Raw genomic sequence first — 24,641 nt, forward strand, 5'->3', positions numbered from 1 at the left:
AAAAATAGCTGCTGAGTTAAAAGTTTATTCTATTGTAGCGTTTGCTTTGGGCTGGTTTTCCTTCTCATATGAGTGGAGAGCATCCACTACATAATCAACTTCTTCATCTGTTAAACGGGAATGAAGAGGTAAGGTTATCATGGTTTGCCATATTTTGTCCGCGACTGGTGTATCATTATTGTTCCAACGCTGGAAATAAGGCTGCTGAGGGAGTGGCATATAATGTACACTGGTAGCAATACCGCGGGCTTTCAGGTATAAAATGAGGTCATCACGCTCCGCATAATGGATACCAAAAATCCAGTAATTGTTTTCATCGGCATTGTAAGGGAACAGCGGCTTCATACTCTTCAGACCTTCCATGCCCTTCAGGTAACGCTTTACAATATCGGCCCTGCGCTGATTCATGCCAGGCAGTTTTTTAATCTGGGCCAGCCCTATACTCGCGGCAAGGTCATTCATGTTGTATTTATAACCCAGCACGGCAATATCGTAATGCCAGTGGCGGGCATCTACTGCTTTATCAGTATAGCCGCCTACACGCTTCCAGGTATCTTTATCAATCCCTACCCAGCGGTTGGCTTTCATTGGGTAAATAAGGTCTTCATCGTCCGATACCATCATGCCACCATCGCCGGTCGTCATGGCTTTTTTCTCTTCGAATGAAAAACAGCCGATATCGCCCCAGGTGCCAATTTTCTTTCCTTTATAGCTGGCGCCGGCTGTGTGGGCGCAGTCCTCCACTACCTTCAATCCTTTGGCGCGGGCAAAATCCATAATTTTATCCATCTGGGCCGGGTGGCCACCCATATGCACAGGCATAATAGCAACTACATCTTTGGTATACTTCCGCTCCATATCCTCCAGGTCGAGCGACAGGGTTTCCGGGTCTACATCGACAAAGAGGGGCTCCAGGCGGTTGTAGATAGGCGCAAAAGCAGTAGAGGCAAAAGTGATGGCCGGCACCATTACCTTTTTCCCTTCCGGAAAGTTAAAGGCAGCCAGGGCCAGGTGCAGGGCAGCGGTAGCCGAGTTAAGGCCTACACTGGCTTTGCAACCAATGTACTCGCGCCATTCCTGTTCGAACTGGTTCACTTTCGGGCCCAGGCCAATCCAGGCTTTGTCGAAAGAATCCTTTATGTTATCGAGCTCCTCCTGTCCTACGTTAGGCACAAAGAGGCGAACATTCATTTTTTTCTTATCACTCATATTTTTACGGCATTATTTTCTTTTAAAAATTCCTGCAGACCTGGGGCATTCTTATCTTTTTCTGAAAGGATAGGATCTTTTATGCCCCAGTCGATTCCTATTTCAGGGTCGTTCCAGCGGATGGCCCGCTCGGACTGCGGGTGGTATACATTATCTACTTTATAAGTTACTTCGCTGTTGTCTTCCAGTGTCATATACCCATGGGCAAAGCCCTGCGGCACCACCACCATATTTTTTTCTTCGGCCGATAGTCGTACACTATCCCACTGACCGAAGGTTTCGGAGCCTTCGCGCAGGTCGACAAATACATCCAGCACTGCTCCCCGGGTGCAGCGCAGTATTTTTGTTTCGGCATAAGGGGGTAGCTGAAAGTGCAGCCCGCGCAGGGTATGCCTGTGCTTTGAGGCCGCATGGTTTTCCTGCACCCACTCCCGGTCGAGGCCCCATTCTTTAAAAGTTTCCTTATCGAAGGTGCGCATAAAAAACCCCCTCTCATCGCCTATAGGCTTGAGTTTAATTTCAAAGGCACCTTTCATTTTAAGCGGCTTAATCTGCATAAACTTCGGAGTTTTGGTTCTGCTTCTTTTTCCCTACTCCTACTCGTACACGCCATGGCTGCTCGGCTCTGTTTTTATAAAGCGAACGGCAGTCAACCATTACGCCACCATCGGCCATACGGGCTTCGTAAGCTTCGTCGGCAATTTGTAGGTAGTCATCCCAAATAGTGGCGACATATACAATATCGGCACCTTCTACGGCTGCTAATGGCTCTTCATGGTACTTCAGTTTTTCGCCATACTCAGCTTTGGTGTTCTCCAGCGCTTTATAATCATGTACATGTACTTCCATGCCACGCTCCAGTGCAAACTCCGCAAGACGAATACCAGGGGATTCGCGAATATCATCCGTATCGGGTTTAAAGGCTGTACCTAAAATGGCGACCTTTTTCGCTTCGCCTCCATGCTTTTTCAGACCCAATTCGAAGATGTGCTCCATCTGGCTTTTATTGATGTGCAGCAGGCCATCGAGCAGCTTGCCGTCTACCTTACGGTCGCGGGCAAAGGAAGCAAGGGCTTTTACATCTTTAGGAAAGCAGCTGCCACCGAAACCACAACCGGCACGGAGGTAGGTAGTAAGCTTAGGCGTAATACGCTCTCCATTAATAATTGGGGAAACACGTTTGTCTTTAATGACGCCGGCGAATACATCTTCAGAATCTACATCTTCGAGTGTTTCGCAGATGCGGGCAATTTCGTTGGCATAAGAAATATTCAGCGCCAGCAGCGTGTTAGCAGTGTACTTCACCATCTCGGCCGTGGTTGGATTGGTTACCATCACATCCGTTTCAGGGAAACCATCATACAGGCGGCGCATTACCTCTTCGGCACGCTCGCTGCTTACGCCCAGCACAATGCGATCAGGCTCTTTAAAGTCTTCCACGGCATTGCCCTCGCGCAGAAATTCCGGATTCATGCAAAAGCCTATTTCATCTTCGCTCTTACCCGATTCTTCCAGCACAATAGGACGAACAACGTCCATAGTGGTACCTGGCACTACCGTGCTTTTTACCGTAACCACTACGTAGCTGTCCATCTCCTTAACAGCCTGTCCTATTTCTTTAGCTGCCTGCTTAATGTAGCTCAGGTCGATATGCTGACCGTCGAAGGGAGTACCTACGGCAATCATTACTACCTCGGCCTGCTGAATGGCAGAACGGGCATCGGTAGTAGGAACGATACGGTCCTTATTTTTTTTCAGAAGGTCTTCCAGTCCCGGCTCATAAATGGGCGCGATACCGTTTTTAATCTTCTGTAATTTATCTTCGTTGATGTCGATGCAGAAAACTTTTTTCCCGGTGTTGGCAAGGCATACACCAGAGACCAGTCCTACATAGCCTGTTCCAAATACTGCTAGATTCATAAAAATAATATGTTTATGTGACGATGCCTGTATAGGCAAATTATTAAAGCGGTTAACTGCCCAACCATTCGCAGCATACCGGCGCCACCTTTTATTGTCTGGTTCTAAAAAATTAGCCTACGGCTTCGTTCTTTTCCAGCTGGTAAGTGTCCTTGTACCACTGGATAATTCGATCCAGGCCATCTTTAACATTTACCTTCGGCCGGTAATCAAGTTCAGTTCGTGCTCTCTCCAGGTTTGGAAGACGGCGCTGAGGGTTATCGGTCAGGTAGTCTTTTTCCTGACTTTTGGCATGGCTTACTTCCACATCGCCAATTACCTCAGACACCATGTTGGCGAGCTCCAGCATAGAGGTTTCCTGCGTATCGTTACCGATGTTGTAAGAGCGGCCCGGCTCCCCTAACAGGAGTACCCGTGTAAAACCTTCAATGGCATCGGAGGTATAGCAGAATGCGCGTGTAGGCGACCCGTCGCTGAACATTTTAATGGCACCTTCCTCATAGGCAAATTTTACAAAATCTGGAATTACCCGCTTATCGCCCAGGCGCATAAACGGACCGTAAACGTTAAACGGACGGGCAATTTTAATAGGCATTCCTTTCTGGGCAGCAAAGCTTACCGAAATGGTTTCGCCCAAACGCTTCGATTCGTCGTAGCAGGCACGAGGTCCGGTACAGCTTACATTACCGCGGTAGTCTTCCTGGGTAGGAATCTGGTCGGCAGCAGGGTCGCCGTAAATTTCGCTGGTGCTGAAGTAAAGGAAGCCCTTTAAATTGGTGGCATCGAGCTTGTGCAGCATATTCCAGTAGCCAATGGCATTTACATCGATAGTCTCCAGCGGATACTTCCGGTAAAAAGTCGGTGAAGCAATACCGGCACAGTGGATAATGTAATCAAAGCTTTCATCCGGAAGCTTCTCCAGGGCATCGCCATACAGCACCCTCGCACCTTTCAGAAACTCAGCTGTCTGGTCTTCGAGGTCAACTATTTTGCTATCGATGCAGGTTAAGGAAACCGGCTTGTCGAGAAATTCTTTATTTAGGGTGTAAAAGAGCGCGACATAATTGGCGCCCAAAAAACCCTGGTGGCCGGTAATTAATACTTTGGCTCCTTCGAACTTCTTTACATGTTCGCCCAGATTGCGGGCAATATTTCGGGTATCTTCTAATACAATGTTATGCATAGCTCTTTTCGCTTTTTCCGCTCTTTTTTTCTGTTTCGTTTTTCTTTACTGATGGCTTCTGATCTCCCTGATCACTATCCCATACTTTCCAGAAGGCCTGGCCATTTTTCCAGAGTTTGTTCAGGTGGTCCACATCCCGTACGGTATCGGCACACTCCCATTCTTTGCGGTGCAGGAAGGTCATAACCTGGCCCTCGGCTGCCAGTTTCTCGAGCGTGTTAAACTCAAAATCGCAATCGGCATCTTCGCTCAGGTGGTTCAGCATTTCTTTGTTAAAGACCATAAAGCCGCCATTGATAAAGCCTTTGCTGGCCTGTGGTTTCTCTTCAAAAGAAAGGACCCGCCCCTCTTTCTGTAGTATTTCACCGAACATCGAAGGAGGACGAACACCTGTAACCGTTACCATTTTGTTATGCGATTTGTGGTATTTTACCAGCTCATTTATGTCGGCATTAATTACACCGTCGCCATAAGTAAGCATATGCACATCTCCATCGAGGTACTTCTCAATTCGCTTGATACGGCCACCCTTGAGCGTGTTTAAGCCGGTATCAACCAGGGTAACATTCCAGTCTTCGGCACAGTGGTTATGGTAGGTTATTTTATTATCGGCCAGGCTGACCGTAAAATCGCAGTTATGCTCGGCGAAATTGTAGAAGTAATCCTTGATCACGTTTCCTTTATAGCCGAGGCAAATAACAAAATCTTTATAGCCGTAATGGGCGTAGGTTTTCATAATATGCCAGAGAATAGGTTTTCCTCCTATTTCAATCATAGGCTTAGGTATCAGGTCAGTTACAGAGCCTAATCTGGATCCGAATCCGCCAGCTAGAATAACTACTTTCATGTTTAAAAATTTATGAGTTAAAAAATTGTTTCTTGCGTTCTTTAATATCGTTTGCGGCCACTTCGGCAGAACCCACCAGAATAGCTACAAAATATATCCGCTCGATCTGCATTACTGTAAAGAAATCGTAAGTAGTGGCATAACCGAGCAGTATTCCGAAAAAGAGAATGGCAATAGAATGTAAAATTACCTTTGCATCCTTTCCTGCATATTTTTTAGAGGCCCACAGGTTGACGTCTTTCAGAAAAAAGACAATGAAATTGAGAAGGAAGGCGAAGCCGACCCACCCCAGTACCAACACTGAATTCAAGAAGCCTAAATCATCATTTATGTACTTTCGGAACCATCCGGAAAAGCCAGCACCCACTAATGGGCTATATTGAACGGCCTCCCAAAGCTCCGGCAGGTCTGTTTCGAGCCTGGAAGCTACTGTGTCGAAATTCTGCAGGCCGCCTCCGCCACCTAAGATTACGTTAAAGAAAGCTTCGAAGCGAGGCCATATGCCTTTCATAAAGCTCTCCCAGGAAATCAGATTTAGGCTAAAAAAGATGACGGCAAATACCACTGTTATCAGCGATAGTTTTACCAGGTCGGGAGCTGCTCTTTTGCTGTAAAGCACATAACCGAAGAGTGCCATCAGGGGCATCATTAAATAAGAGCGTGTCGCGGATAGAATAAAGGCTGTAAAAGTAAGAATGATAACCAGGTACCCGAAACCACTCACGATCTCATACTTTCTGTTCATCCGCAACTGGAGCCCGAACAGGAAGGCATAAAACAGGAGCAGGTAGCCTGTAAAGTAAGCCCTTGCCCCGCCCGTAATGGTATTCTCTACCACATAGCGAACGGTATCGGGATTTACCAGAGTTGCCAGCATTTTTCCGGTGGTGAGCAGGTACAGCTGGTCAATCAGTGTTACGAGTACATAGGGAACCGTCAGGTAGCCCAGCTTATAAATATCCTTTGAGCTATTTACCAGAAAAAAGAACGGTATAACTAATGTGTAGTAAAAATAAGGCCTGAAGTTGTTTAAAAAACCATTTCCGGTATGTTCAAAGCCAATAATAAAACTCATTGGAATGCTTACCAGGAAAATATAAAACAACAGAAACTTGGCAGACTTGCTAACCGTAAATTTCTTCCCGATATAGTATTTAAAATAATAAACCTTGGCAATGCCCAGCAGAATAAACAAATCGTAAACTGAAAAGCTTAAACCGGGCAGAATGCTGTATAGCGGCAAACGGCGGGTAGCCGCAGAAGAGGTTTCGAAAAACAGGTTGGCCGGTGTATTGATCAGGATCAGAAAAAAGGCGAACCAAAAGTAATCGTTTTTAGAGCGCCAGAATAATCCTAAAAGCACCAGAAAGTACAGCAGGTTAACATAGGAAGGTGCAATATACACGGCAAATACAGCCCCGCCCACGCAAGCAGTCATTTGCAGGAAATCCTGCAAAACTGTTTTGCGGAAGGCTGACTGGCTGTGCGGACGGTACATGACCTGGTCCTTTATTTGCAGTGTAGTTTCCAATTCTTTTTAGGCTATGCTTTTAATCCGGCTACCTTCTTTCCGCTGGCCACAGCCGGGCGGTCCTGTAAGGCTTTCTTCTTAGATATAATATCCACACCGTTAAAATGTTTCTGTTTTTCGGCATAAATTCGCTCAATAATTTCTACCACTTTAAGGCCTTCCAGAGCATTGGTTGTAATGGTGGTGCGGCCCTTAAGAGTATCTACCACATTTTGAGTGATATAATGGTGATTGGCGGCAGATCCTTTGTAAGGCCCGTAATCGTTCGGCGGGTTGGACTCTTCCAGCTCAGGCATTACATAATCCTTAATGTGGCAGTACTCAACCTTGTTCATATACTGTCCGCCTACTTTAACGCTTCCTTTTTCACCAATAATGGTAATGCTGCTCTCCATGTTGGTATCCCAGACAGCAGTAGAGTAATTAAGACTACCCATGCCGCCATTGCAAAAATTAAAGTTTACAAAACCAGAGTCTTCGAACTCGGTCGTATCCTGATGGCGGAAATCGCTGAATTTAGCCTGAATGTCGGTTATATCGCCGAACAGCCAGTACATGATATCGATGAAGTGGGAGAACTGAGTAAAGAGGGTTCCTCCGTCCAGATCCTGACGGCCTTTCCAGTCGCTCTTTAGATAGTAGCGCTCATCGCGGTTCCAGTAGCAGTTCAGCTGTACCATGTAAATATCTCCCAGCACCTTATGCTCCACAATATCTTTCAACCATACCGATGGCGGTGAGTAACGGTTCTGCATTACGCCAAAGACGAGGCGGGAAACCTGTAAAGCTTTAAAAAGTACTTTTTCTGCATCGGCCTTGGTAAGGGCCAGCGGCTTTTCACAAACAATATGCTTATGATGGTCGAGTGCTTTACAGGCATGTTTTGCGTGTAATCCGTTCGGTGTGCATATACAAAGCACATCAAAGTCGGGTCCGTTCTCCAGCATGTCGTCCAGATCATTATAGAAGGGGACTCCTTCATAAGGATCCAGCCCCAGTTCTTCTTTAGGTTTGATGTCGCACATAGCCACTAATTCGGCTTCGACATTTCCAAGGACCATGGAGGCATGGCGCTTACCAATATGGCCGGCACCTACTACCGCAAATTTTACCTTATCTTCGACTAATTTTATCATAGGAAAAAAATTCTAAGGTTATACATTTTTATATTTCAGACTCAACAGCGATTACTGTATTGTGTTCGAGCCTGTATTCTTCACCACTTTCAGGACAAGTGGCTTTATTTTCATTATTGAATTCCAGCCTGTGCCCTCTTTTGCTCATCCAGCCGATATGCCGGGCAGGATTCCCTACTACCAGGGCATAAGCGGGAACAGTTTTAGTAACCACGGCTCCGGCCCCAATAAAGGCATATTCGCCGATATCGTGTCCACAAACGATGGTGGCATTGGCGCCTATACTGGCTCCTTTGCCTACTCTTGTGCGGGCATATTCTCCTCTTCTGTTTACCGCACTCCGGGGATTTGTTACATTGGTAAAAACCATTGAGGGGCCAAGGAATACATCATCTTCGCAGGTAACTCCGGTGTAAATGGAGACATTATTCTGCACCTTTACATTTTTGCCCAATACTACCTCCGGCGATACCACTACGTTCTGACCTATATTACAGTCCTCTCCTATGGTACAGCCAGGCATAATATGAGAGAAGTGCCATATTTTAGTGCCCTCTCCTATGCTGCAGCCTTCATCAATGACGGCCGTTGCGTGTGCAAAAAACTGTTCAGCCATGGAAAAAAGATTTAATTTGCTCTGCTACATAGGCTACCTGCGCTTCTTCAAGTTCAGTATGAATAGGAAGTGATAATACCTCGCCCGATAATGCTTCCGCTACAGGAAAATCGCCTTTCTCATATCCGTAGGTACTATACGCCTTTTGCAGGTGAAGTGGTACAGGATAATATATCATACTCGGCACCTCCTTTTCTTTCAAAAAGTCACGCAGGGCATCTCTTTTACCATCTTTTACTTTAATGGTATACTGATGGAACACATGGGTGGAATAAGCTACCCGCTCCGGTATCTGGATGGCCTCTACTTCTGCCAGCATCTGATCGTACCACTTTGCTGCCTGCTGGCGCTTTGCAGTGTAATTATCCAGCTGTTTAAGCTTTACATTCAGTATCGCGGCCTGAAGGCTGTCGAGACGGGAGTTAACTCCTATCAAATCATGATGATACTTTTCGAACTGCCCATGGTTAGCCATGGCTTTTAATGTGTTTGCCAGTTCACTATTGTGGGTTAATAGGGCCCCTCCATCACCATAACAGCCCAGATTTTTGGAGGGGAAAAAGGAGGTCGTTCCTACCGTTCCGAGGGTGCCGGCTTTTTGTTTCTGTTGACCACTGAAAAGGTAATCGGCGCCTAAGGCCTGGGCCGTATCTTCAATAACATAAAGCCCTTTTTCTGTTGCCAGTTTTAACAGAGGCTCCATATGAGCGCACTGGCCATAAAGGTGCACCGGCACAATGGCTTTGGTTTTAGGGCTGATCAACGCTTCTATAGCCCCGGTGTCGAGGTTAAAAGAATTTGGGTCAGCATCTACAAAAACAGGTTTTAACCCCAGAAGGGCAATTACCTCCACGGTGGCTACATAAGTCCAGGTAGGGACGATTACCTCATCTCCCGGCTGAAGCTGTAGTGCCATCATGGCGAGTTGCAATGCATCTGTTCCGTTACCACATGGTATAACATGCTCTACGGCATTGTATTGAGCCAGGGAGCGGGCAAAATCCTTCACTTCCGCCCCATTTATAAAGGCGGTTTGGTCGATAACCGACTGGATTGCCTGATTAATTTCATCGGCTACCTGCAGGTACTGGCCATGAAGATCAACCATCTGCAGGGGCTTAATTGAGGAGAGCTGCGACATAAAACTATTCGTGTAAAAAAATTGCAAAAAATGAGCAGGCACAGCTTGCTTCTGTCAAGAAAAAATTCCCATACCAGAGACAACCCCCTAAGGTTCAGGATGATTACGCTCTTTTTCTTTAATTAAACAAAGCAGTAATCATGCGCCGGCTTGTATAAATGTAACCTGTTAATGAACCGTATTGTTATTAACACGGAATATCATTTTAAAATACGGCGCCACCAGGGTTTATGGTCTTCTTCAGAAATGTAGTTATAACCGTAGGCACTCTTTTGCTTGAACCCATACTCCAGGCGGTCAAAATCTACATCGTTAAAGATGATACCGGCAGCCGGCAGGTTCTTTTTATCCAGCTGATAGGTCCTGTTGAGGTTCGTTACATGCTGCCTTTCAGAATAGCCCTGGCGGATAACAAAAATTTCCACATCGGCATACTTTACCAGCTCCATTCCATCGGAAAGGATTCCTCTTGGCGGGGCATCCATTATAATGTAGTGGAAGTGCTGCTTGAGGTAAGCCATCAACTCTTTAAACTTCTCACTCATGAGCAGCTCAGAAGGGTTGGGAGGCAGTTCCCCGGCAGGAATAATGTAGAGGTTGCTAAACTTTGTGCGGTGCACAATCGCTTCGCGCTGTACCACATCAATAAGGTAATCGCTTAAGCCGGTTGTTTTATTCAACCCAAACTCCTGATACGAATTATGCTTGCGAAGGTCGGTATTGATGTATACGGTATTCTTTCCGGAAATGGAGAAGATATAAGCCAGGTTCTTCGCACAAAAGCTTTTCCCTTCACCACTAACGGCAGAGCTAAGCATAAAGGTTTTATTCGCCGGGGCAAAGTCTGCCAGGTAGCGCAGGCTTGAGCGGATACTTCTGAAGGATTCCGCTATTGCTGATTGCGGGTGGTTAATTACCACTTCCTCCCCGGTTTTATTCTGGCCGACCATTCCAAGCAATGGAATAGAGGTAAGACTGAGCAGTTCTTCCTGGGTGTATATTTTATTATTGATCTTATCAGAAATATAAATAAAAGCAATCGGAATCAGGAGCCCCAGCATAATAGCCGTAGCATAGTTCATCATAGGGTTTGGAGCAATGGGCCGACCGCCATTCTGAACGCGGGCTACATCCACAATTTTAAAGTCAGGCTCCGTGGAAGCTCGTGCAATACCAGATTCTGTCCGCTTTTCCATTAAGAAGAGGTAGAGCGTTTCGCTCAGGTTATACTTCCGCTCGATATCAATATACTTCCGCTCGGCTGCAGGAAGGCTGCTCAGTTCAGAGCTAAAGTTATTAATTCGACGTTCGAGGTCATTAAGTGCAATACGGTCGCCACTCTTTAAGTTGTTGACTGTTTCCAGTATGTTGCTCTTGAGATCCGCTATTAATTCTTTTTTGCGGGTTACCGTTGGGTTTTCAGGCCCGGTGGGATTAATTTTTGCCTTCCGGAGTTCGATTTGCTGTTTTACAAGCTCTTCCACCTGTGAATTCAGTACCGGGTCGCTCAACCCCATGGTAGAGGGAATGGTCAATCTCTCACCTTCCCTATCGCTACGGACATAGTCGGCCAGGTAATCGAGGTATTTCATCCTCATCTGGTATTCAGACTTCTGTTGTTCGAGCCGCTGTATATTTTCATACAGCTGTGAACCTTCCTGACTCAGGTCGATGGTATAGTTCTGCTTAAACATTTCCCGCTCACTCTCAATACGGTTCAATGAGTCACTGATATAATTGAGCTGCTGGTCGAGAAAATCCATGGTCTGGCTGGCCAGCGATACCTTTTCCTGCAGGTCTGTCTGGATATAATTCTGGGTAAGGGCATTAAGAAAGCGCACGTCTTTCTGGGGCCAGGTACTCTCCAGCGATAGCTGAAAAATAGAAGCCTTTTCACCCAAAGGCTCTACCTGCAGGGAGGCAATGTAATAATCTGCCAGCTTGTCCAGGTCATTCACCTGGAAGTAAATTTCCCTTTCTACATCTTCCTCCCCTTCTTTACTAGCCCTTTTCAGGCTTTTAAGGTAATCTACAAAGCCCTGTCGATCAAGGAAAATAGCAAACCGGAAACCATCGAGGTTCACCTCTTCACCGAAAGAAAATTCTTTTCCTTCTACCAGCGGTTTCAGGTCTTCATTTTCTGTGCTCAGGAAATAAACATTTGGATTTTTAATTTTTAGCGTAAAACCGGTACCACTAGGAATATATAAAGAGGTGCTGTCAATCTTTATTCGCAAAGGATTTTCCTCTTCATACACGATAGTTTCAAAGCCAAGCTCTTCGAGCGTGGAGCGGATAAGTTTATAACGGCGCACCAGAAAAACTTCGTTTTCGATGCTGCTTCCGGTTTTCATAAACTCCTCGCCATAAATGAGGGCCCCCATGGTGTTGTTAAACTTTTCCGGATCTTTTACCAGAATAGAAGCGCTTACTCTATACACAGGCTCTGCATTTTGAGTAATGAAGTAAGCTATCAGCAGCGCCACTACCACAGAAGCAACCAGCCAGTACCATTTTCTCAGAATCATGGTAATGAACTTAAGGATGCTCTGGAAGCTGTCCTCCTCTTCTTCTTGTGTTTTATCTACAAAATCTTCTCTCATGATTAATTTAATTCCTCCTAATAACTAACATCAGGGTTAAATGTTAGCTCCAGGTTTTCTGTTTCCATTAAACCAGTTCTTTATTTTACCTAGTCGCTGATAAAACATAATTTAACAGGATTGCCAGGGATGAAATACCTGAAAACAGAACGCCGATATTGGCTATATTATTGGACCTCCAGTTCTTAGCTGGCAGTGGTGGCACAGTTACCACATCGCCGGGCTGCAGGTAGTAATAAGGAGATTCCAGCAGGTCATCATCAAGTACATTTACATAGGCAATACTTATTTCATCGCCTACTTTTCTTACCACTTTAACATGGGAGCGTTTGGCAAAATCTGAAAAGCCACCGGCCTCCCCTATAGCTTCCAGAATACTCAGTTTGGGATTGTAAGTAGTAAAGCGGCCCTGGTTAACCACTTCCCCCAAAACAGTATACTGAAAGCTTAACAGCTTTACATCCACGGTTGGACTGTCGAGATACTGGGCCACTATTTCCTGTATCTTGGCCCTTGCCTGTTCTATGGTTAAACCTGCCACTTCTACCTCTCCTACTACCGGGAGTGGAATAGTACCATCTTCTTCAATTTTAAATCCGGCAAGGAGCGGGTCGTTGGGGTTAAAGCCACCAAGTCCCCGCTCAGACTGCTGGTTAAAAAAATCGAACTGACTGGGAGTGGTACTGGATACTTTTATAGAGATTATATCATCTGGTTTTAACTCGTAAGAAAATTCCGGTGCATTAAAATCCCTTACAGGCTGGTTATATGCAACATCTTCTTCCACGCCATCCTCACCCTGGAGGATAACTTCTTTACGAGTGGGTACACAGGCCATAGCCAGTATACTAATAAGTACAATTATAATTTTTTGGTTCATAAAAGAGAGGGTTCGTTGAGGTTCAAAAGTGCGCCTGGTCGAGCAGCGCGGGTTTATTACATTAAAAAAGCCGCTAAAAGCGAGCGTTAGGACATTACAACTAAAGAACAGCTGGCATAGACATACCCAACGGCCCGTCTATACCAGCTACTTTTCTATTTACTACGAGCTTTTTTTATAACAATATTATGGCATATCTTCATCAGGTAAGCAAAATCTGCCTTCAAAGGATTTTTTTCATAAGCTTCCAGGTAACGCATTTCAGACTCCATGATTTCCTCAAGTGTCTTGGGCATATCTGCATAAAAGGGAGGCAGCAATCCTGGCTTCACCTTTTTGCGCTTTTCCTGCAATTCGGGAGTATAAAGGCTCAGGTAATGAGAACTGAGAGGCCTCACCCCTACCAGTTTTAAATCTCCTTTCAGTACATTCAGGATCATAGGCACCTCATCAAGCCAGAACTTCCGGCAAAACTTACCTAAAGTAGTTACTCTGAAGTCATCCTTAAACTTACCGCCTTCGCATAATTTATTCTGTTCATAAATATACTCCTGCAGGTACTCCGCATAGGGGTGCATCGTGCGCAGTTTATAGACATAAATAAATTTGCCGTCTTTACCAAACCGTCTCATCTGAAACAGCGGACCATAGGAAGGTTTAAGGTTAAAATCGGGTTCTTTTACCTTTTCAGCAATAAAATACAGGAGGTTAGAACGCTGCTGCAGGCCTACTACTTTAAAACCACAGGAATAAAGTCTGCCTAAAGCTTCCACACTGGTAATAACCCGGTTCCGCCCTTTTGTTATGTTAAAATACAATTGCTTAAGTACCGGCACTTTAGGAAAGATGCGCTTAAAGATAAAGTCGCCGGTATAATATGCCCAGTTCAGGCCTGCCGGATACTTCTTCAGCAACCTTTGTTTGCGCATGGCCTTGGTTTCCACGCAGCCTACAAAACGCCCACCTTTAGGTAAATGCTCGTTTACAGTTTCGAAGAACTTATTAATCCAGCGGATGTCGTTGATACGACGAAGATTCACCACATTCTGGTAGTACCCGCTTTCATCGGCCACATTGTACAGATGTTTTACATCCTGGATCTCCTGGGTATTTAGAATAACCGTTTTTTTCTTATCTCCAATATCCAGATACTGGTTCAGGAAGCTAAGCGGGCTTTTTTTAGTTTTGGATCCGGAAGGCTGTTCCTTTATCCTAATCCTCTTCTCCAACTCAACGCTAAGCTTTGGCTGTCGAACCTTGGTATCTTTATTAAAAAATTCTGTAGGCATAGTAAAAATAAGGTTAAAAAGTATTAAACCAGCGATGGCAAATGTGCTAAACACTCCCTCATATACCTTTACCGTTTTTCGGCTTAAAGGTTACATATTTTATAAAATTTGCTGCTCAAGGAGTATTAACTTTTTGTTAAGCCGTTATCTTCCACATTCTTTTGCATGCTGCACCGAGCTTCTCCATTAAGGTACTGGTTCTAAATTCCTGTCACCAGCCTATTCCTTCATAATTATGGTTTCGGTTTTCGTCCACTACCCGTACCAGGTCTACAAAAAGCTTATCGGGATAACGGTCAATCAGGTCACGAAATCTTTCATCGTTCTGACTGATAACAAGAAGGTCGGAAGCCTCTACCACTTCCTCCAGATCGCTCTTCAGCAATTTGGAAAGGTGCGGGATACGGGTATCGATATAATGCTTATTCGTTCCGGTAATGTTTGAAAGGTTTACTTTTTCATCGAATATTGAAATTTCATACCCTTTACCGAGCAGACTTTCGGTTACCTCCACAATCGGACTGTAACGGAGGTCATCTGTCCCCTTTTTAAAGCTCAGGCCGAGTATCCCTATTTTCCGTTTTCCTTTGCTGACAATCAGCTCAAAGGCTGTTCTTTTCTGGTTCTGGTTCGAGCGTTCAATAGACTCCAGTACCGGAGAATTCAGGTAAGCATCGTGTGCAATGGTGTTCAGTGCTTTTAGGTCTTTTGGAAGGCAGGAGCCTCCATACGCAAAGCCCGGCTTAAAATAGTAAGGAGAAATGTTAAGGTGGGTGTCTTTACAGAACAGGTCCATTACCTTATGAGAGTCGATGCCCAGCTTTTTACAGATGTTACCCACTTCATTGGCAAAAGTAATTTTTAAAGCATGGAAGGAATTGTTCACATACTTTATAATCTCTGCTTCTTTTACCTCGGTTCGCTCAATAGGTGCATTAATCTCGGAATAGATCTCAGACATAATATCAAGCGCCCTTTCATTTTCTGAGCCAATGACGGTAACGGGTGGGTTATAATAATCTTTTACCGCTGAACCTTCGCGCAGGAATTCTGGGTTGGATACCACTGCAAAATCTTCATTGCGCTTTTTGCCGGATATTTCTTCAATAATTTCGCCTACCTTTTTATTAGTGCCCAGCAAAACGGTACTACGGATGGCAACCACATGGAAACTATTCTTATCCCTGAGAGCCTCTCCTATTCCGCGTGCGGTATTATAAATATATTCAAGGTTGAGGTGGCCATTACCAGTGGAAGGGGTTCCCACACAAATAATCGAAACCTCAGTCTCTTTTACGGCTTTTATATTATCGGTAGTGGCGCTGATTCGACCTTCTTTGTGAGCATTCGCTATAATGGTATCAATATCTTTTTCGATAATGGTTGGCTTTCCATTATTAATAAGATCTATTTTGTGCTGCACTACATCCACACCTATTACTTGGTGTCCGTTTTTTGCCAGGCAGCCTAGGCTCACGCAGCCAACATATCCTAAACCAAAAATGCTGATATTCTTCGATTTCATAATTTAATTGAGATTTGAGATGAGAGAAGTAAATCAAGAGGTTAATGGCATCTGTTATGCCTGCCCTGTTTACCCAATTCTTTTCACTCTATTTTCTGCTGTGCTAACTGAAATACAGCCCCTCTAACATTAAACTTCTAATTCTTTATACTTCTTGTTATTCTTTTTCGTCGACAAGCGGGTGGTCGAAGGTTCTTTATATTTGTGAATCTGGCTAATGATAAATTCGGTTATATCATCCCATTCCTTCTCCAGCTCTTCACGGAAAGCCTTTTGCTCCGGCACCTGGTGCAGCCCGGTAATAATTCGCTCCATTAAAGCGGGTGCATCGGTTGGTGTTGCTTTAAAAAGCATGTTTCGGTCAACCATCAATTGATTTGCCTTCATTTCCCTGATACCACAATAGATGCTGGGCACTCCCAGCATAGCCGCCTCGCGGGCCATGCTATCGCCCGAAGAAACCAACAACCGGCTATGGTAAATAAGAGAATGGATATCCTGTACCGGCTCCTCAAGCAAAATCCAGTCTTTCGGGTACTGGTCAATGGTTCCTTTATCTTCCAGCGAAAGTAATACCGGCACTCCGGTCGGGAAGCGGTGGGCAAAAGAAGCGACAATATTCGACTCCTGGTTCTGGTAGTTAAGACTACCAGAAGAAACTTCCCGCACAAAAATATAATTACCAGATTCCAGGCTGTATTTACTCAGCTCATTGGTGCTGGCTTTAAAATATTTTGGTGTCAGATAAGCCCATTCTTTAAGCGCCTGCATAGTTTCCACATTTCCCTGAGCCTTGGTAATAGGAGGAAAAAACAGCCTGGTACTGGTGAGCTTTTCCAGCAGTACGTTCATAGGGCGCTCCGGATCGTCATCGAACTGCAGGTTGGGCTTGCCAAACATTTTCATGACCGCCCCGAGATTAAAGCTTCCGACACTCAGCCCGAAGTCGGGCCTGTGCCGCAGCACAAAAAAGAACAGGTTAAAAAACTTTTTGATATTGGCCTCATAAATAATAGAGAACTTACTACCTGTATGTTTGCCTACATAATGAATGGGATATTCTCCCAGCTCACTTTCGAGTATACGCGGCAGCTTCCCACGGCGCAGGCCGGTAATGAGCACCTCATGCCCCTGGTCGGAAAGGATGCGGAGGGCCTTCTTGAAAAAATTTACGTGTGCCGGATGGGCAATGTCTACTACAATTTTCATAGTTCTGCTATTACAGATTCACCAGCATAAATCTGGTCTTTGAGTTTTATCTTTACATTGTATTTCTGGGGGATAATCACATCGACCTGGGAGCCGAAACGAATCATTCCTACCCATTCGCCACGCTTCAGCATATCGCCTTCCTTTACATAAGTATCGATACGCTTTACCAGTTTAGAGGCGGTTTGCACAATGCCGACCTTCATGCCATTGTTATCGAATACAATGGTTTGCCGCTCATTTTCCTTCAGGGCATTAGGATCTTTCAGGGACAGGAACTTACCATTGAAGTGCCTGTTCAGGATTACCTTACCCGGCACCGGTGCACAGTTTTTGTGCACATCGAAAGGCGTCATGTTAATACCGATGAGCCAGCAGGGCCCATCGAGAATATTTGTTTTTGTGAGTTCTTCGAGCTTGGCAAGGGTATGCCCTTTTACCGAGATAGGCACCTGACCTGCGGCTATCTTCTCGATATAAATTACATTGCCATCGGCCGGAGAAATAATATGCTCGGCCGGAGCATCGCAGCTACGGGTGGGGGTACGCCAGAAACGAATCATGGTAATGCCAAAAGCAATGGCTCCTACCAGTCCGGCATTTACCAGAAAGGCGAACCAGCTCCATTCTTCCGGCAATGCCAGCAGTAACAGGTAGGAAAGTAAAAATGCCAGCAGAATCACGACCACATTATCCTGGAAGAGATACTTCAGGCTGATTCTGGTCTTGTAATGGAGGTAGTAGTACAGTAGCGTACTAACAGCAATACTTTCTAAGGCTAAAAAAATTACAGTGGTTGTCAACATGTTTTTTATCGGCTAAACAATAGGTAAGGAGATAGAGCTACGTACATCAGGCCCGGAAGAGGATCTTTCCAGGAAAAACAGGCGTACTCTTTTTTATATTTCATCGATTGAGCAAAATCTTTATAATTCAGGCGGCCTTTCATGGCTTCTGTCAGTACCACATAGCCGTCGGTGAGGCGCTCGGTCCAGGCGATATCCGGCACAGTATTATGCTGCTCCCGCAACTCCCGGTTGTTCAGGTAATCGACCAGCATACCAATAAGATTAATGCCAATGCTGTTGGAAATGGTATGCCACTTCCAGGTGCGCGGGTTAATTTCAATTAACTTGAAATCGCCTGTTTTTTCATCGTACATAAATTCCGTTTCCGAAACACCAAAGTAACCGATGCCGGTCAGGAACTTCTTTGCCAGCTCATCGATACGCGGGTTTACCACGGTTCGGGCAAAGGTGGTGGATATGCCAAAATCCATAGGCTTCTGCCGGATTCTGTTAGCCACAAAACTTCCCCACACTTTATCGCCGCTACAGAAAGAACCAAAAGAATAGAGTTTGGTTGGCCCTCCGGCTAAAAATTCCTGTACAATTACCTCGTCCGGAATAATTACCTGGGTAGCCAGGCGATAATTCTCCACCAGCTCGCGCGGATTCCGGCATACATACACCTTTTTCCCCAGCTTGCTGTAGAATTTATACATGACGGCCGGCTTAATTATAACCGGGTATTCAATCTTATCTTTCAGCGCCTCCACTTCCGCCTCTGTTTTAGGAAAATGACTTTCCGGAATAGGAATCCCCATTTCCTTCGCGCGGGTATAGGTTTTAATTTTGTTAAAGCAGATATCGGTAATTTCAGGTTTAGGCACAGAAAGGGCATACTTTTCTGATAACTGCTCGTAATTGTCGGAGAGGAAGCCTACAAAGCGGTCGTTAGTAGGCATTAGCAGGGCACTTTTATTGCGTATTTTAAGGGCTAACAACTGCCTCAGCAAATCTTCCTCCCCTTTAAACCGGGTAAAGACTTTGCAGGAGTTGGAAAAACGGGTTACACAAAGGCTGTCTTCATTGTACAAATGTACTTTAAGCCCCAGCCGATCGCATATCCTGGACACGCCCAGTCCCTGAATATGATTTCCTAATAAAATGATGCGGTCTATCACTATCGTAGTTTTACAATGATACGTTTTACCTGATTTTTCACGTTCTGCATTAACAGTTCCTGCGACCAGTTAAGAAGGTCGTCGTTCCAGCGCTGCGGGTGAATATTCTGCATGATGTGGTCGGGCAGTTCATCATTTCGAAGCGCTTCCATCAGCTCGAAGGTGTTACTAAAACTAAACTCAAAAGGAGTGTCGACCTTATCGCGCACGCTGGAGCTGGTGCGGTTCCACTGGCGGCCGGTATCGGTAATGTAAAGAAGCTTGGTAAAGTCAGTATCGAAATAAGGTTCTGCAATAATGCCGTAATCTTTATAGTTGTAGTGCTCCCAAATCTGGCGGTTGTCCCATTTCGAAAGCGGACTTCCATGCATGCAAATGGTCTTTACCGGGTAAAACTCCCGGAACTTCTCGAGGTTTTCTTCAAAGGCCTTAATGGCTTTATCCGGATCCCCGTCGTTCATCGCCATATCTTCGTAATGGTAGCCAATCTCATGGCCTAAATCGCGAATTTTTTCAATGATGAGCGGATGGAAACTTTGTGGCACCATTCTAAAATAGTAAGATCCCTTCGCCCCTAACTGGTACTGGATTCGTGCCGTATCGAGCGAATTATGCGGCATATCATCCACATCGTGCCGCAGAATCATTACTTTTTTCCCGCTATAGTCATTGGTAATATAATCCTCGTAGGAAGTCAGCTTATAGCCCTGTTCCAGGGCAGTGGTTAAAAATTCCTGATAGGTTTGTAAGGTAAAATCCCTTCGCATGAGAAGATGATGGTTTAAAAAATGGTAAATGCTTAAAAATGGAAGGCTTTCCCCTCCTACTGTCGGCCTATGTTGAGCTACCAAAGTGCTAGTACGCAGCCGTTCATAAATGGTTTCAAAAAAGAAGGACTCCTGCAGTCTTTAAGCCTGCGCATTTACGGAAGCCCTGCCCGCCTTCTGCCGTTTAGAAGCCTGACTGGCAGCAGCCTGGCTTTCCATCAGACGGTCATAAATTTTTTCAAGATCTTTTTCCTTCTCTACCACATCGAGTTGGTCGAGGGTATACTGCTGGCCCTGCTTTCCTATCTTTGCCCTCATCTCATGATCATTGGCCAGCTGAACAATGTTGGCTGCCAGTTCTGCCACAGCCCCTTCGTGAGCCAGCATACCGGTTTTGCCATGTTCTACAATGAACGGTATACCTGCATGGTAGGTCGCCACCACCGGCAATCCGGCCGAACGTGCTTCGATGAGTGCACCTGGTATTCCTTCTTTTTCACCGCTTTCGGTAGTGATACTCGGGTGCACAAAAATATCAGCTTCAGAAAGTAATTTGTGGTGCTCCTTTCCTCCATATTTGATGAGGCCGTGCAGCTTCACATTTTTGATATTTTCCTGACTGATAAACTGCTCGATTTCTTCCCGCAGTTCTCCGTCGCCGGCAATATGTAAATGCAGATTTTTGTTCGAAGCAGCGGCGGCTGCCTTAAAGGCCCTGAGTAAAAACAGATGTCCTTTTTTAGCCGTCAGCGAACTTATAATTAACAGCTGAATATCCTTTTTGTTTGGATACTCCCTCTCCTGGTAAAACGGGCGAGGGTCTGACCCATGGTAGTGCACGATAATCTTTTCTTCCGGACAACCCAAACGTACAAGATCATCCTTCATATCGGGACTCATGGCGGTATAAGCGGTAATACCAGAGTTATTAAAAAGCCTTTTCTGCAACCAAGTACGTCCGAAGCCTTTAAAACGGTTAGGAAAAGAAGTGCAATCGTAGCCGTAGAATGACACCAGCACAGGAATGCCTATTTCTTTAAACAAGCCGGCAAATACCAGGGCATCTACCCCATAATGAATATGGGCAATGGCAGCACCCGAATTCCTGATAAACTTCTTCAGCTTGTCCTTATCTGCCGGGCTTAGCATCCTGAACTTCTCGTACATCGTCTTCCCTATAGGACCGTGCACGGCTTTATAATGGGGGTAATCCACTGCCAGTTTATCACGAAAAACCGATTCGCTTTCTTCGCAGTAGATGATTTCCGGAACGTAGCGCTCGTGGTGAATTATCTGGTTATAGATAAAGGAGGCCGTTGGAGGCAAAAATTTCCGGGCCATATGTAATACTTTGTGCGACATTTCTTAGAGGGTTACTTTATTAGCGGAAAACCAATGTTGCAGTGAGCTTAACTTGATGTTATTTTTCGTGTCCTGCTCGCGCAGGGCCCTGAGCTGATGGTTGTCAATCAGGCCCTGGTAAGCACCATTAACAGGCTGTTCTCTAAAGTATTTCCACACCGGCTCAAGAGACTTAAAGCTACTTTTAGCCTTTATACGATCTTTATAGTACCAGTATTGCAATGACATTAAAGGTAAAGTAGCCTTATTAAGCAGGTAACGGGGCTTATAGCCATGGGTAGACAGAATATTGGTAAGGCCGGGCTGATTCCGGTGGATGAGTGATACATACAGGCGGTGTGTTTGCAGGCTTTTAACCAGATCCTTCTTACCCGTCCAGTGGTATACCCAGGGGAAAGGCGTTTTTAATAGCAGCTCAATAAATTCAATATCGAGGAAGGGATGGAGGTTCTCTACATACGGTCGCTCCACTTTTATTTCCTTCATAAAATACTTACGCACGCCCACCATCAGCAGAAAGTAGAAGTACTTGATCTGCATAGGTTTGTCGTTGTTCAGGTAAGGATTCCCCAGCACTCTTTTTTCCAGTTCAGCACCATGCTTCTTCAGCATTTCAGGCTGAATAAACCCATCCGATTTGGCCTCTTCCATAATCTTCTTCCACTCTTCGGCCGGCTGTTTACTGTTGAGCAGGCGCTTGCTCCGCTGGTTAATAAAATTACCAACACTGGTAGGATGCTTGATTAACTCACTGCCAAATAGGCCGGTAAGGATGCTATCATATTCCTTACCCAGTTCGCGGAAAGCGTAGAGGTAGTTTGCACGATTTGCTTCGGCAATACCGTCGCCCATACCTATGGCCTGGCGGGCATTTCGGCTGTACTGCTCCTGGTACTTTCGGTGCAGGTAAATTGGTTTATACCGAAGGCCATTTTTTTGTGCAATTTCCTGCGGAATAGTCATGTCGTAGGTATCGGCAATTCCATAACTGTAATACAGAAAATCTTTGGCCCTGTTTCCCAGCAGGGCCAGGTTGGTGCGTGAGTCAAACCCTCCGGTTAGGGCAACTGCCGTTGGGCGACCGCCACTCAGGTACAGGTCCAGGTTATGCTTCAACATCTCTTCCAGCTGGGTGAGACCTTCTTCTTCCGAATATTCAATTTTAAACTGGTTCAGATCTTCAAAAACATTCCAGTATTGCTGCACCTCCAGCCCCTCCTCTTCTTTCGTAAAGGAAAGCCAGCCCCCCGGAGGCATACAGCTTACGGAGCGTATATATGTCTCATTCCCCAATCCATACTCAAAGAGATAGTATTCCATCACCGAAACCTCATCGACCTCCGGCTGTTCACCTGTTGCCTGCATGTACTGGAGAATAGCACTCTGGGAAGTGGAAACTGCTAAACGGCTACCCTTTCGGTAATAGTAAGTCGGCCTTACATTAAGCGGATCGGTAAAGAGCTGCAGCTGCTGTTTTTCCTTATCATAGATAAGGACACTAAAAGAACCCTTTATTTGCCTGAGCATGTGCTGGTGAAGCTCACGGTAGGCAAACGCCAGTTGCTTAGCCGTAAGCCTTTTTTGCTCCTGAAAAAACCGGCTGTCGCTACGCGGAAAACAGTAGCCGAAAATATATACCTCCACGCTTTCATCTTCATAAAAAGAAAGTGCATCGGGTTCTCTTTTATACAGGCTCCTGATGGAAGTGTGGGGAGTCTCGCTTAACTTCTGATGGTAGGTCAGTTTTTTATATACCTCCTGCCGGGCAAAGGGGTCTACAGACTCCTTTATTTCTTCAGAAAAATCGACAAGGGCGAATAAATCAAATAGCATAGTTACTTCATTAAAGATCTGAATGGCCGTTTCAGCATGTAAGAAAGGTGTTCTGACCAGCTTTTAAGGGTAAAGCCGGGATCACTCTTGTATAAAATATCAAAACAGACATTATGTTTAAAGCTCAGCAGCTGCAGATAGGAAGCCACAAAAGACTTCAGCGGTAAATAGCCCTTGCTAATGGCATAGATGCCCGTGGTAATATCGCCAGGCATCCGCAGGGCTTCGAAATAGAGAGCCTTTTCGAACTTTACCTCCGGTAATGCCTGCCCACAAAGGTCGGCATAGTAGAAATAAGCCATTTCAAAGCCGACCTTGGTTAGAAAGTTAGAAAAGCCCGGCAGACGCGGGTTTATTTCGCATAATAAGTACTGCTGGTATTTTTTGGAGTAAATCCAGTCGAGATGTGCCATTCCTTTCCACTGCAGGTGGTCCAGCAATGCTTTTGTATGTGCTTTCAGCACCGGGTCTTCCACACTCTCTCCGGCAAAAAGCCGGCCCCCTGCAGTTCCATCTTTATTGATGTTTGGCCTGATTTTATGGATGCTCAGAAAACCTGCCGCTTTGGAGTCGCTGGTGTAGTACGACTCGCAGCAGTAAATTTCATCGTAATTATAATAAATAAACTCCTGCGCAATCAGGCCCGACTGCATATGCCGGTGCGCGGGCGAGTGTATCAGCGCATCCATTTCCTCAAAAGCCTTTTTCAGCTCTTCCTGCCGGTGAATCTGAATAAATTTACCACCTGCCAATCGGGTGGCTTTTAAAATAATAGGCTTTTCCAGCTGCTCCCAGGCCTCCTGCAGGTCTTCCAGCTTTTTCACTTCAATGGTGGGGATTACCGGAACATTGGCTGCTTTTGCTGCACGTGCCAGGGAGGCCTTATCAAAGCCATCTTCAAAAGTTTTCGCATCTGGTGTATTCAGCAGGTAGCCATTTTCCCTTAAACGGGCAGCATACCTGTTAACGAATGCAGCGGAAGCATCGTCGGAATAAAGGAGTACCCCACGGTGTGGCAGATTGAGGAGAAAGGTAAGATACTCCTCTTCCCGGCTAACCGGCGGGCTCTGGTATTTGTATTTGACATAGCGGGAATAAAAAGCAGGTGGTTGATGCTTTGAGCTTAAAGCTATAACAGGAATTTTTCGTTTCCCAAAGGAATGAATGACCCCCTCTATTGCCCGGGTGTCGCAGTCTAAAAGAATAACTGGAATTTTACTATCAGCCATAAAAGCGGGTGCTGCTTAAAAGTTTAGTCGGTCCTGTTTACCCACGACCATTTGCATCCTCTGGAGCTAAAAGTACTGTTACAAACCTGGCACTTAAAATGTTTTAAGTTTGTTTGTTTCAGCCTCCTGAAGGATGCAACATAATTTAAAAAAAGATTGATTAATGGACTCCTTCTTTAAACTCCGCTCCTGCCCAAAAGTTATTAAAAAACTCATTTTTCCGTCACATAACCGGTAGAATGATTTCTCTGCGTTTTCTTAACGGGTAGCAAGAGGTCCATAGATGCTCTGGCCATTCCAATGGTGCGTTCAAAAAAAAGAGGCAGTGGATTACTCCATGAGTGGTCGGAAGAAATTCCGGCCACTTTTTTTATGTTTTGAAGAGTCTGTCGAGG

Annotated in this window: 21 protein-coding genes; all 21 read right to left on the reverse strand. The window is 45.3% G+C overall.

Annotated features, from left to right (window positions below):
- Positions 1-24: 24 nt before the first annotated feature.
- Positions 25-1,209, reverse strand: coding sequence for a DegT/DnrJ/EryC1/StrS family aminotransferase (locus tag F752_RS0114665; RefSeq protein ID WP_017732498.1), 1,185 nt, complete (start codon positions 1,207-1,209; stop codon positions 25-27).
- Positions 1,206-1,766, reverse strand: coding sequence for a dTDP-4-dehydrorhamnose 3,5-epimerase (gene rfbC, locus F752_RS0114670; RefSeq protein WP_017732499.1), 561 nt, complete (start codon positions 1,764-1,766; stop codon positions 1,206-1,208). Before rfbC ends, F752_RS0114665 begins: the two co-directional genes overlap by 4 nt.
- The gene (locus F752_RS0114675; protein ID WP_017732500.1) at positions 1,756-3,129 is read right to left on the reverse strand and encodes a UDP-glucose dehydrogenase family protein; all 1,374 of its coding nucleotides are present in this window, start codon (positions 3,127-3,129) and stop codon (positions 1,756-1,758) included. Before F752_RS0114675 ends, rfbC begins: the two co-directional genes overlap by 11 nt.
- Positions 3,130-3,241: 112 nt before the next feature.
- Positions 3,242-4,312, reverse strand: a complete 1,071-nt coding sequence (locus tag F752_RS0114680) for an NAD-dependent epimerase/dehydratase family protein (protein ID WP_017732501.1) — start codon at positions 4,310-4,312, stop codon at positions 3,242-3,244.
- Positions 4,305-5,159 carry a glucose-1-phosphate cytidylyltransferase gene (rfbF, locus tag F752_RS0114685; RefSeq protein WP_017732502.1) on the reverse strand — a complete coding sequence of 285 codons (855 nt, stop codon included), beginning with the start codon at positions 5,157-5,159 and terminating at the stop codon, positions 4,305-4,307. The genes F752_RS0114680 and rfbF overlap by 8 nt, the downstream gene beginning before the upstream one ends.
- Before the next feature lie 10 nt (positions 5,160-5,169).
- A complete protein-coding gene (locus F752_RS0114690) occupies positions 5,170-6,690 on the reverse strand; it encodes a hypothetical protein (RefSeq protein ID WP_017732503.1) in 1,521 nt (506 codons plus the stop codon).
- Between the two features lie 11 nt (positions 6,691-6,701).
- Positions 6,702-7,826 (reverse strand): Gfo/Idh/MocA family protein, encoded by a 1,125-nt coding sequence (locus tag F752_RS0114695; protein WP_017732504.1) that lies wholly within the window; start codon positions 7,824-7,826, stop codon positions 6,702-6,704.
- A gap of 28 nt (positions 7,827-7,854) precedes the next feature.
- On the reverse strand, positions 7,855-8,442 hold the full coding sequence (locus F752_RS0114700; protein WP_017732505.1) for an acyltransferase: 588 nt from the start codon (positions 8,440-8,442) through the stop codon (positions 7,855-7,857).
- Positions 8,435-9,583, reverse strand: coding sequence for a DegT/DnrJ/EryC1/StrS family aminotransferase (locus F752_RS0114705; protein ID WP_017732506.1), 1,149 nt, complete (start codon positions 9,581-9,583; stop codon positions 8,435-8,437). Before F752_RS0114705 ends, F752_RS0114700 begins: the two co-directional genes overlap by 8 nt.
- Before the next feature lie 200 nt (positions 9,584-9,783).
- The gene (locus F752_RS0114710) at positions 9,784-12,186 is read right to left on the reverse strand and encodes a GumC family protein (RefSeq protein WP_017732507.1); all 2,403 of its coding nucleotides are present in this window, start codon (positions 12,184-12,186) and stop codon (positions 9,784-9,786) included.
- An 85-nt stretch (positions 12,187-12,271) separates the two neighbouring features.
- Positions 12,272-13,066: a polysaccharide biosynthesis/export family protein gene (locus tag F752_RS0114715; protein WP_017732508.1), complete on the reverse strand. Its 795-nt coding sequence runs from the start codon at positions 13,064-13,066 to the stop codon at positions 12,272-12,274.
- A gap of 155 nt (positions 13,067-13,221) precedes the next feature.
- Complete coding sequence (locus tag F752_RS26675; RefSeq protein ID WP_040664688.1) at positions 13,222-14,355, reverse strand: sugar transferase; 1,134 nt, start codon at positions 14,353-14,355, stop codon at positions 13,222-13,224.
- Between the two features lie 211 nt (positions 14,356-14,566).
- Positions 14,567-15,880: a UDP-glucose dehydrogenase family protein gene (locus F752_RS0114725; RefSeq protein ID WP_017732510.1), complete on the reverse strand. Its 1,314-nt coding sequence runs from the start codon at positions 15,878-15,880 to the stop codon at positions 14,567-14,569.
- A gap of 129 nt (positions 15,881-16,009) precedes the next feature.
- Positions 16,010-17,089, reverse strand: a complete 1,080-nt coding sequence (locus tag F752_RS24275) for a DUF354 domain-containing protein (protein WP_017732511.1) — start codon at positions 17,087-17,089, stop codon at positions 16,010-16,012.
- On the reverse strand, positions 17,086-17,895 hold the full coding sequence (locus F752_RS25440; RefSeq protein WP_017732512.1) for a phosphatidylserine decarboxylase: 810 nt from the start codon (positions 17,893-17,895) through the stop codon (positions 17,086-17,088). Before F752_RS25440 ends, F752_RS24275 begins: the two co-directional genes overlap by 4 nt.
- Before the next feature lie 5 nt (positions 17,896-17,900).
- A complete protein-coding gene (locus tag F752_RS0114740; protein ID WP_017732513.1) occupies positions 17,901-19,055 on the reverse strand; it encodes a carboxylate--amine ligase in 1,155 nt (384 codons plus the stop codon).
- A complete protein-coding gene (locus F752_RS0114745; protein WP_017732514.1) occupies positions 19,055-19,822 on the reverse strand; it encodes a polysaccharide deacetylase family protein in 768 nt (255 codons plus the stop codon). The genes F752_RS0114740 and F752_RS0114745 overlap by 1 nt, the downstream gene beginning before the upstream one ends.
- 141 nt (positions 19,823-19,963) lie before the next feature.
- Entirely contained in the window at positions 19,964-21,184 is a 1,221-nt protein-coding gene (locus F752_RS0114750; protein ID WP_081604580.1) for a glycosyltransferase, read from the reverse strand.
- A 3-nt stretch (positions 21,185-21,187) separates the two neighbouring features.
- Positions 21,188-23,017: an asparagine synthetase B family protein gene (locus tag F752_RS0114755; protein ID WP_017732516.1), complete on the reverse strand. Its 1,830-nt coding sequence runs from the start codon at positions 23,015-23,017 to the stop codon at positions 21,188-21,190.
- Positions 23,018-23,019: 2 nt separating this feature from the next.
- The gene (locus F752_RS0114760; protein WP_017732517.1) at positions 23,020-24,246 is read right to left on the reverse strand and encodes an ATP-binding protein; all 1,227 of its coding nucleotides are present in this window, start codon (positions 24,244-24,246) and stop codon (positions 23,020-23,022) included.
- 212 nt (positions 24,247-24,458) lie between these two features.
- Positions 24,459-24,641: hypothetical protein (locus tag F752_RS26680; RefSeq protein WP_026135759.1), on the reverse strand; the 183-nt coding region annotated here is incomplete at its 5' end.

It is taken from the genome of Nafulsella turpanensis ZLM-10, from assembly GCF_000346615.1.
GTDB classification, from domain to species: Bacteria; Bacteroidota; Bacteroidia; order Cytophagales; family Cyclobacteriaceae; genus Nafulsella; species Nafulsella turpanensis.

Excerpts from the sequence above, each read along its gene's own strand:
- F752_RS0114665 (WP_017732498.1), bottom strand. The coding sequence starts at position 1,209 with ATGAGTGATAAGAAAAAAATGAATGTTCGCCTCTTTGTGCCTAACGTA.
- rfbC (WP_017732499.1), bottom strand. The coding sequence starts at position 1,766 with ATGCAGATTAAGCCGCTTAAAATGAAAGGTGCCTTTGAAATTAAACTC.
- F752_RS0114675 (WP_017732500.1), bottom strand. The coding sequence starts at position 3,129 with ATGAATCTAGCAGTATTTGGAACAGGCTATGTAGGACTGGTCTCTGGT.
- F752_RS0114680 (WP_017732501.1), bottom strand. The coding sequence starts at position 4,312 with ATGCATAACATTGTATTAGAAGATACCCGAAATATTGCCCGCAATCTG.
- rfbF (WP_017732502.1), bottom strand. The coding sequence starts at position 5,159 with ATGAAAGTAGTTATTCTAGCTGGCGGATTCGGATCCAGATTAGGCTCT.
- F752_RS0114695 (WP_017732504.1), bottom strand. The coding sequence starts at position 7,826 with ATGATAAAATTAGTCGAAGATAAGGTAAAATTTGCGGTAGTAGGTGCC.
- F752_RS0114700 (WP_017732505.1), bottom strand. The coding sequence starts at position 8,442 with ATGGCTGAACAGTTTTTTGCACACGCAACGGCCGTCATTGATGAAGGC.
- F752_RS0114705 (WP_017732506.1), bottom strand. The coding sequence starts at position 9,583 with ATGTCGCAGCTCTCCTCAATTAAGCCCCTGCAGATGGTTGATCTTCAT.
- F752_RS0114710 (WP_017732507.1), bottom strand. The coding sequence starts at position 12,186 with ATGAGAGAAGATTTTGTAGATAAAACACAAGAAGAAGAGGAGGACAGC.
- F752_RS0114715 (WP_017732508.1), bottom strand. The coding sequence starts at position 13,066 with ATGAACCAAAAAATTATAATTGTACTTATTAGTATACTGGCTATGGCC.
- F752_RS26675 (WP_040664688.1), bottom strand. The coding sequence starts at position 14,355 with ATGCCTACAGAATTTTTTAATAAAGATACCAAGGTTCGACAGCCAAAG.
- F752_RS0114725 (WP_017732510.1), bottom strand. The coding sequence starts at position 15,880 with ATGAAATCGAAGAATATCAGCATTTTTGGTTTAGGATATGTTGGCTGC.
- F752_RS24275 (WP_017732511.1), bottom strand. The coding sequence starts at position 17,089 with ATGAAAATTGTAGTAGACATTGCCCATCCGGCACACGTAAATTTTTTC.
- F752_RS25440 (WP_017732512.1), bottom strand. The coding sequence starts at position 17,895 with ATGTTGACAACCACTGTAATTTTTTTAGCCTTAGAAAGTATTGCTGTT.
- F752_RS0114745 (WP_017732514.1), bottom strand. The coding sequence starts at position 19,822 with ATGCGAAGGGATTTTACCTTACAAACCTATCAGGAATTTTTAACCACT.
- F752_RS0114750 (WP_081604580.1), bottom strand. The coding sequence starts at position 21,184 with ATGTCGCACAAAGTATTACATATGGCCCGGAAATTTTTGCCTCCAACG.
- F752_RS0114755 (WP_017732516.1), bottom strand. The coding sequence starts at position 23,017 with ATGCTATTTGATTTATTCGCCCTTGTCGATTTTTCTGAAGAAATAAAG.
- F752_RS0114760 (WP_017732517.1), bottom strand. The coding sequence starts at position 24,246 with ATGGCTGATAGTAAAATTCCAGTTATTCTTTTAGACTGCGACACCCGG.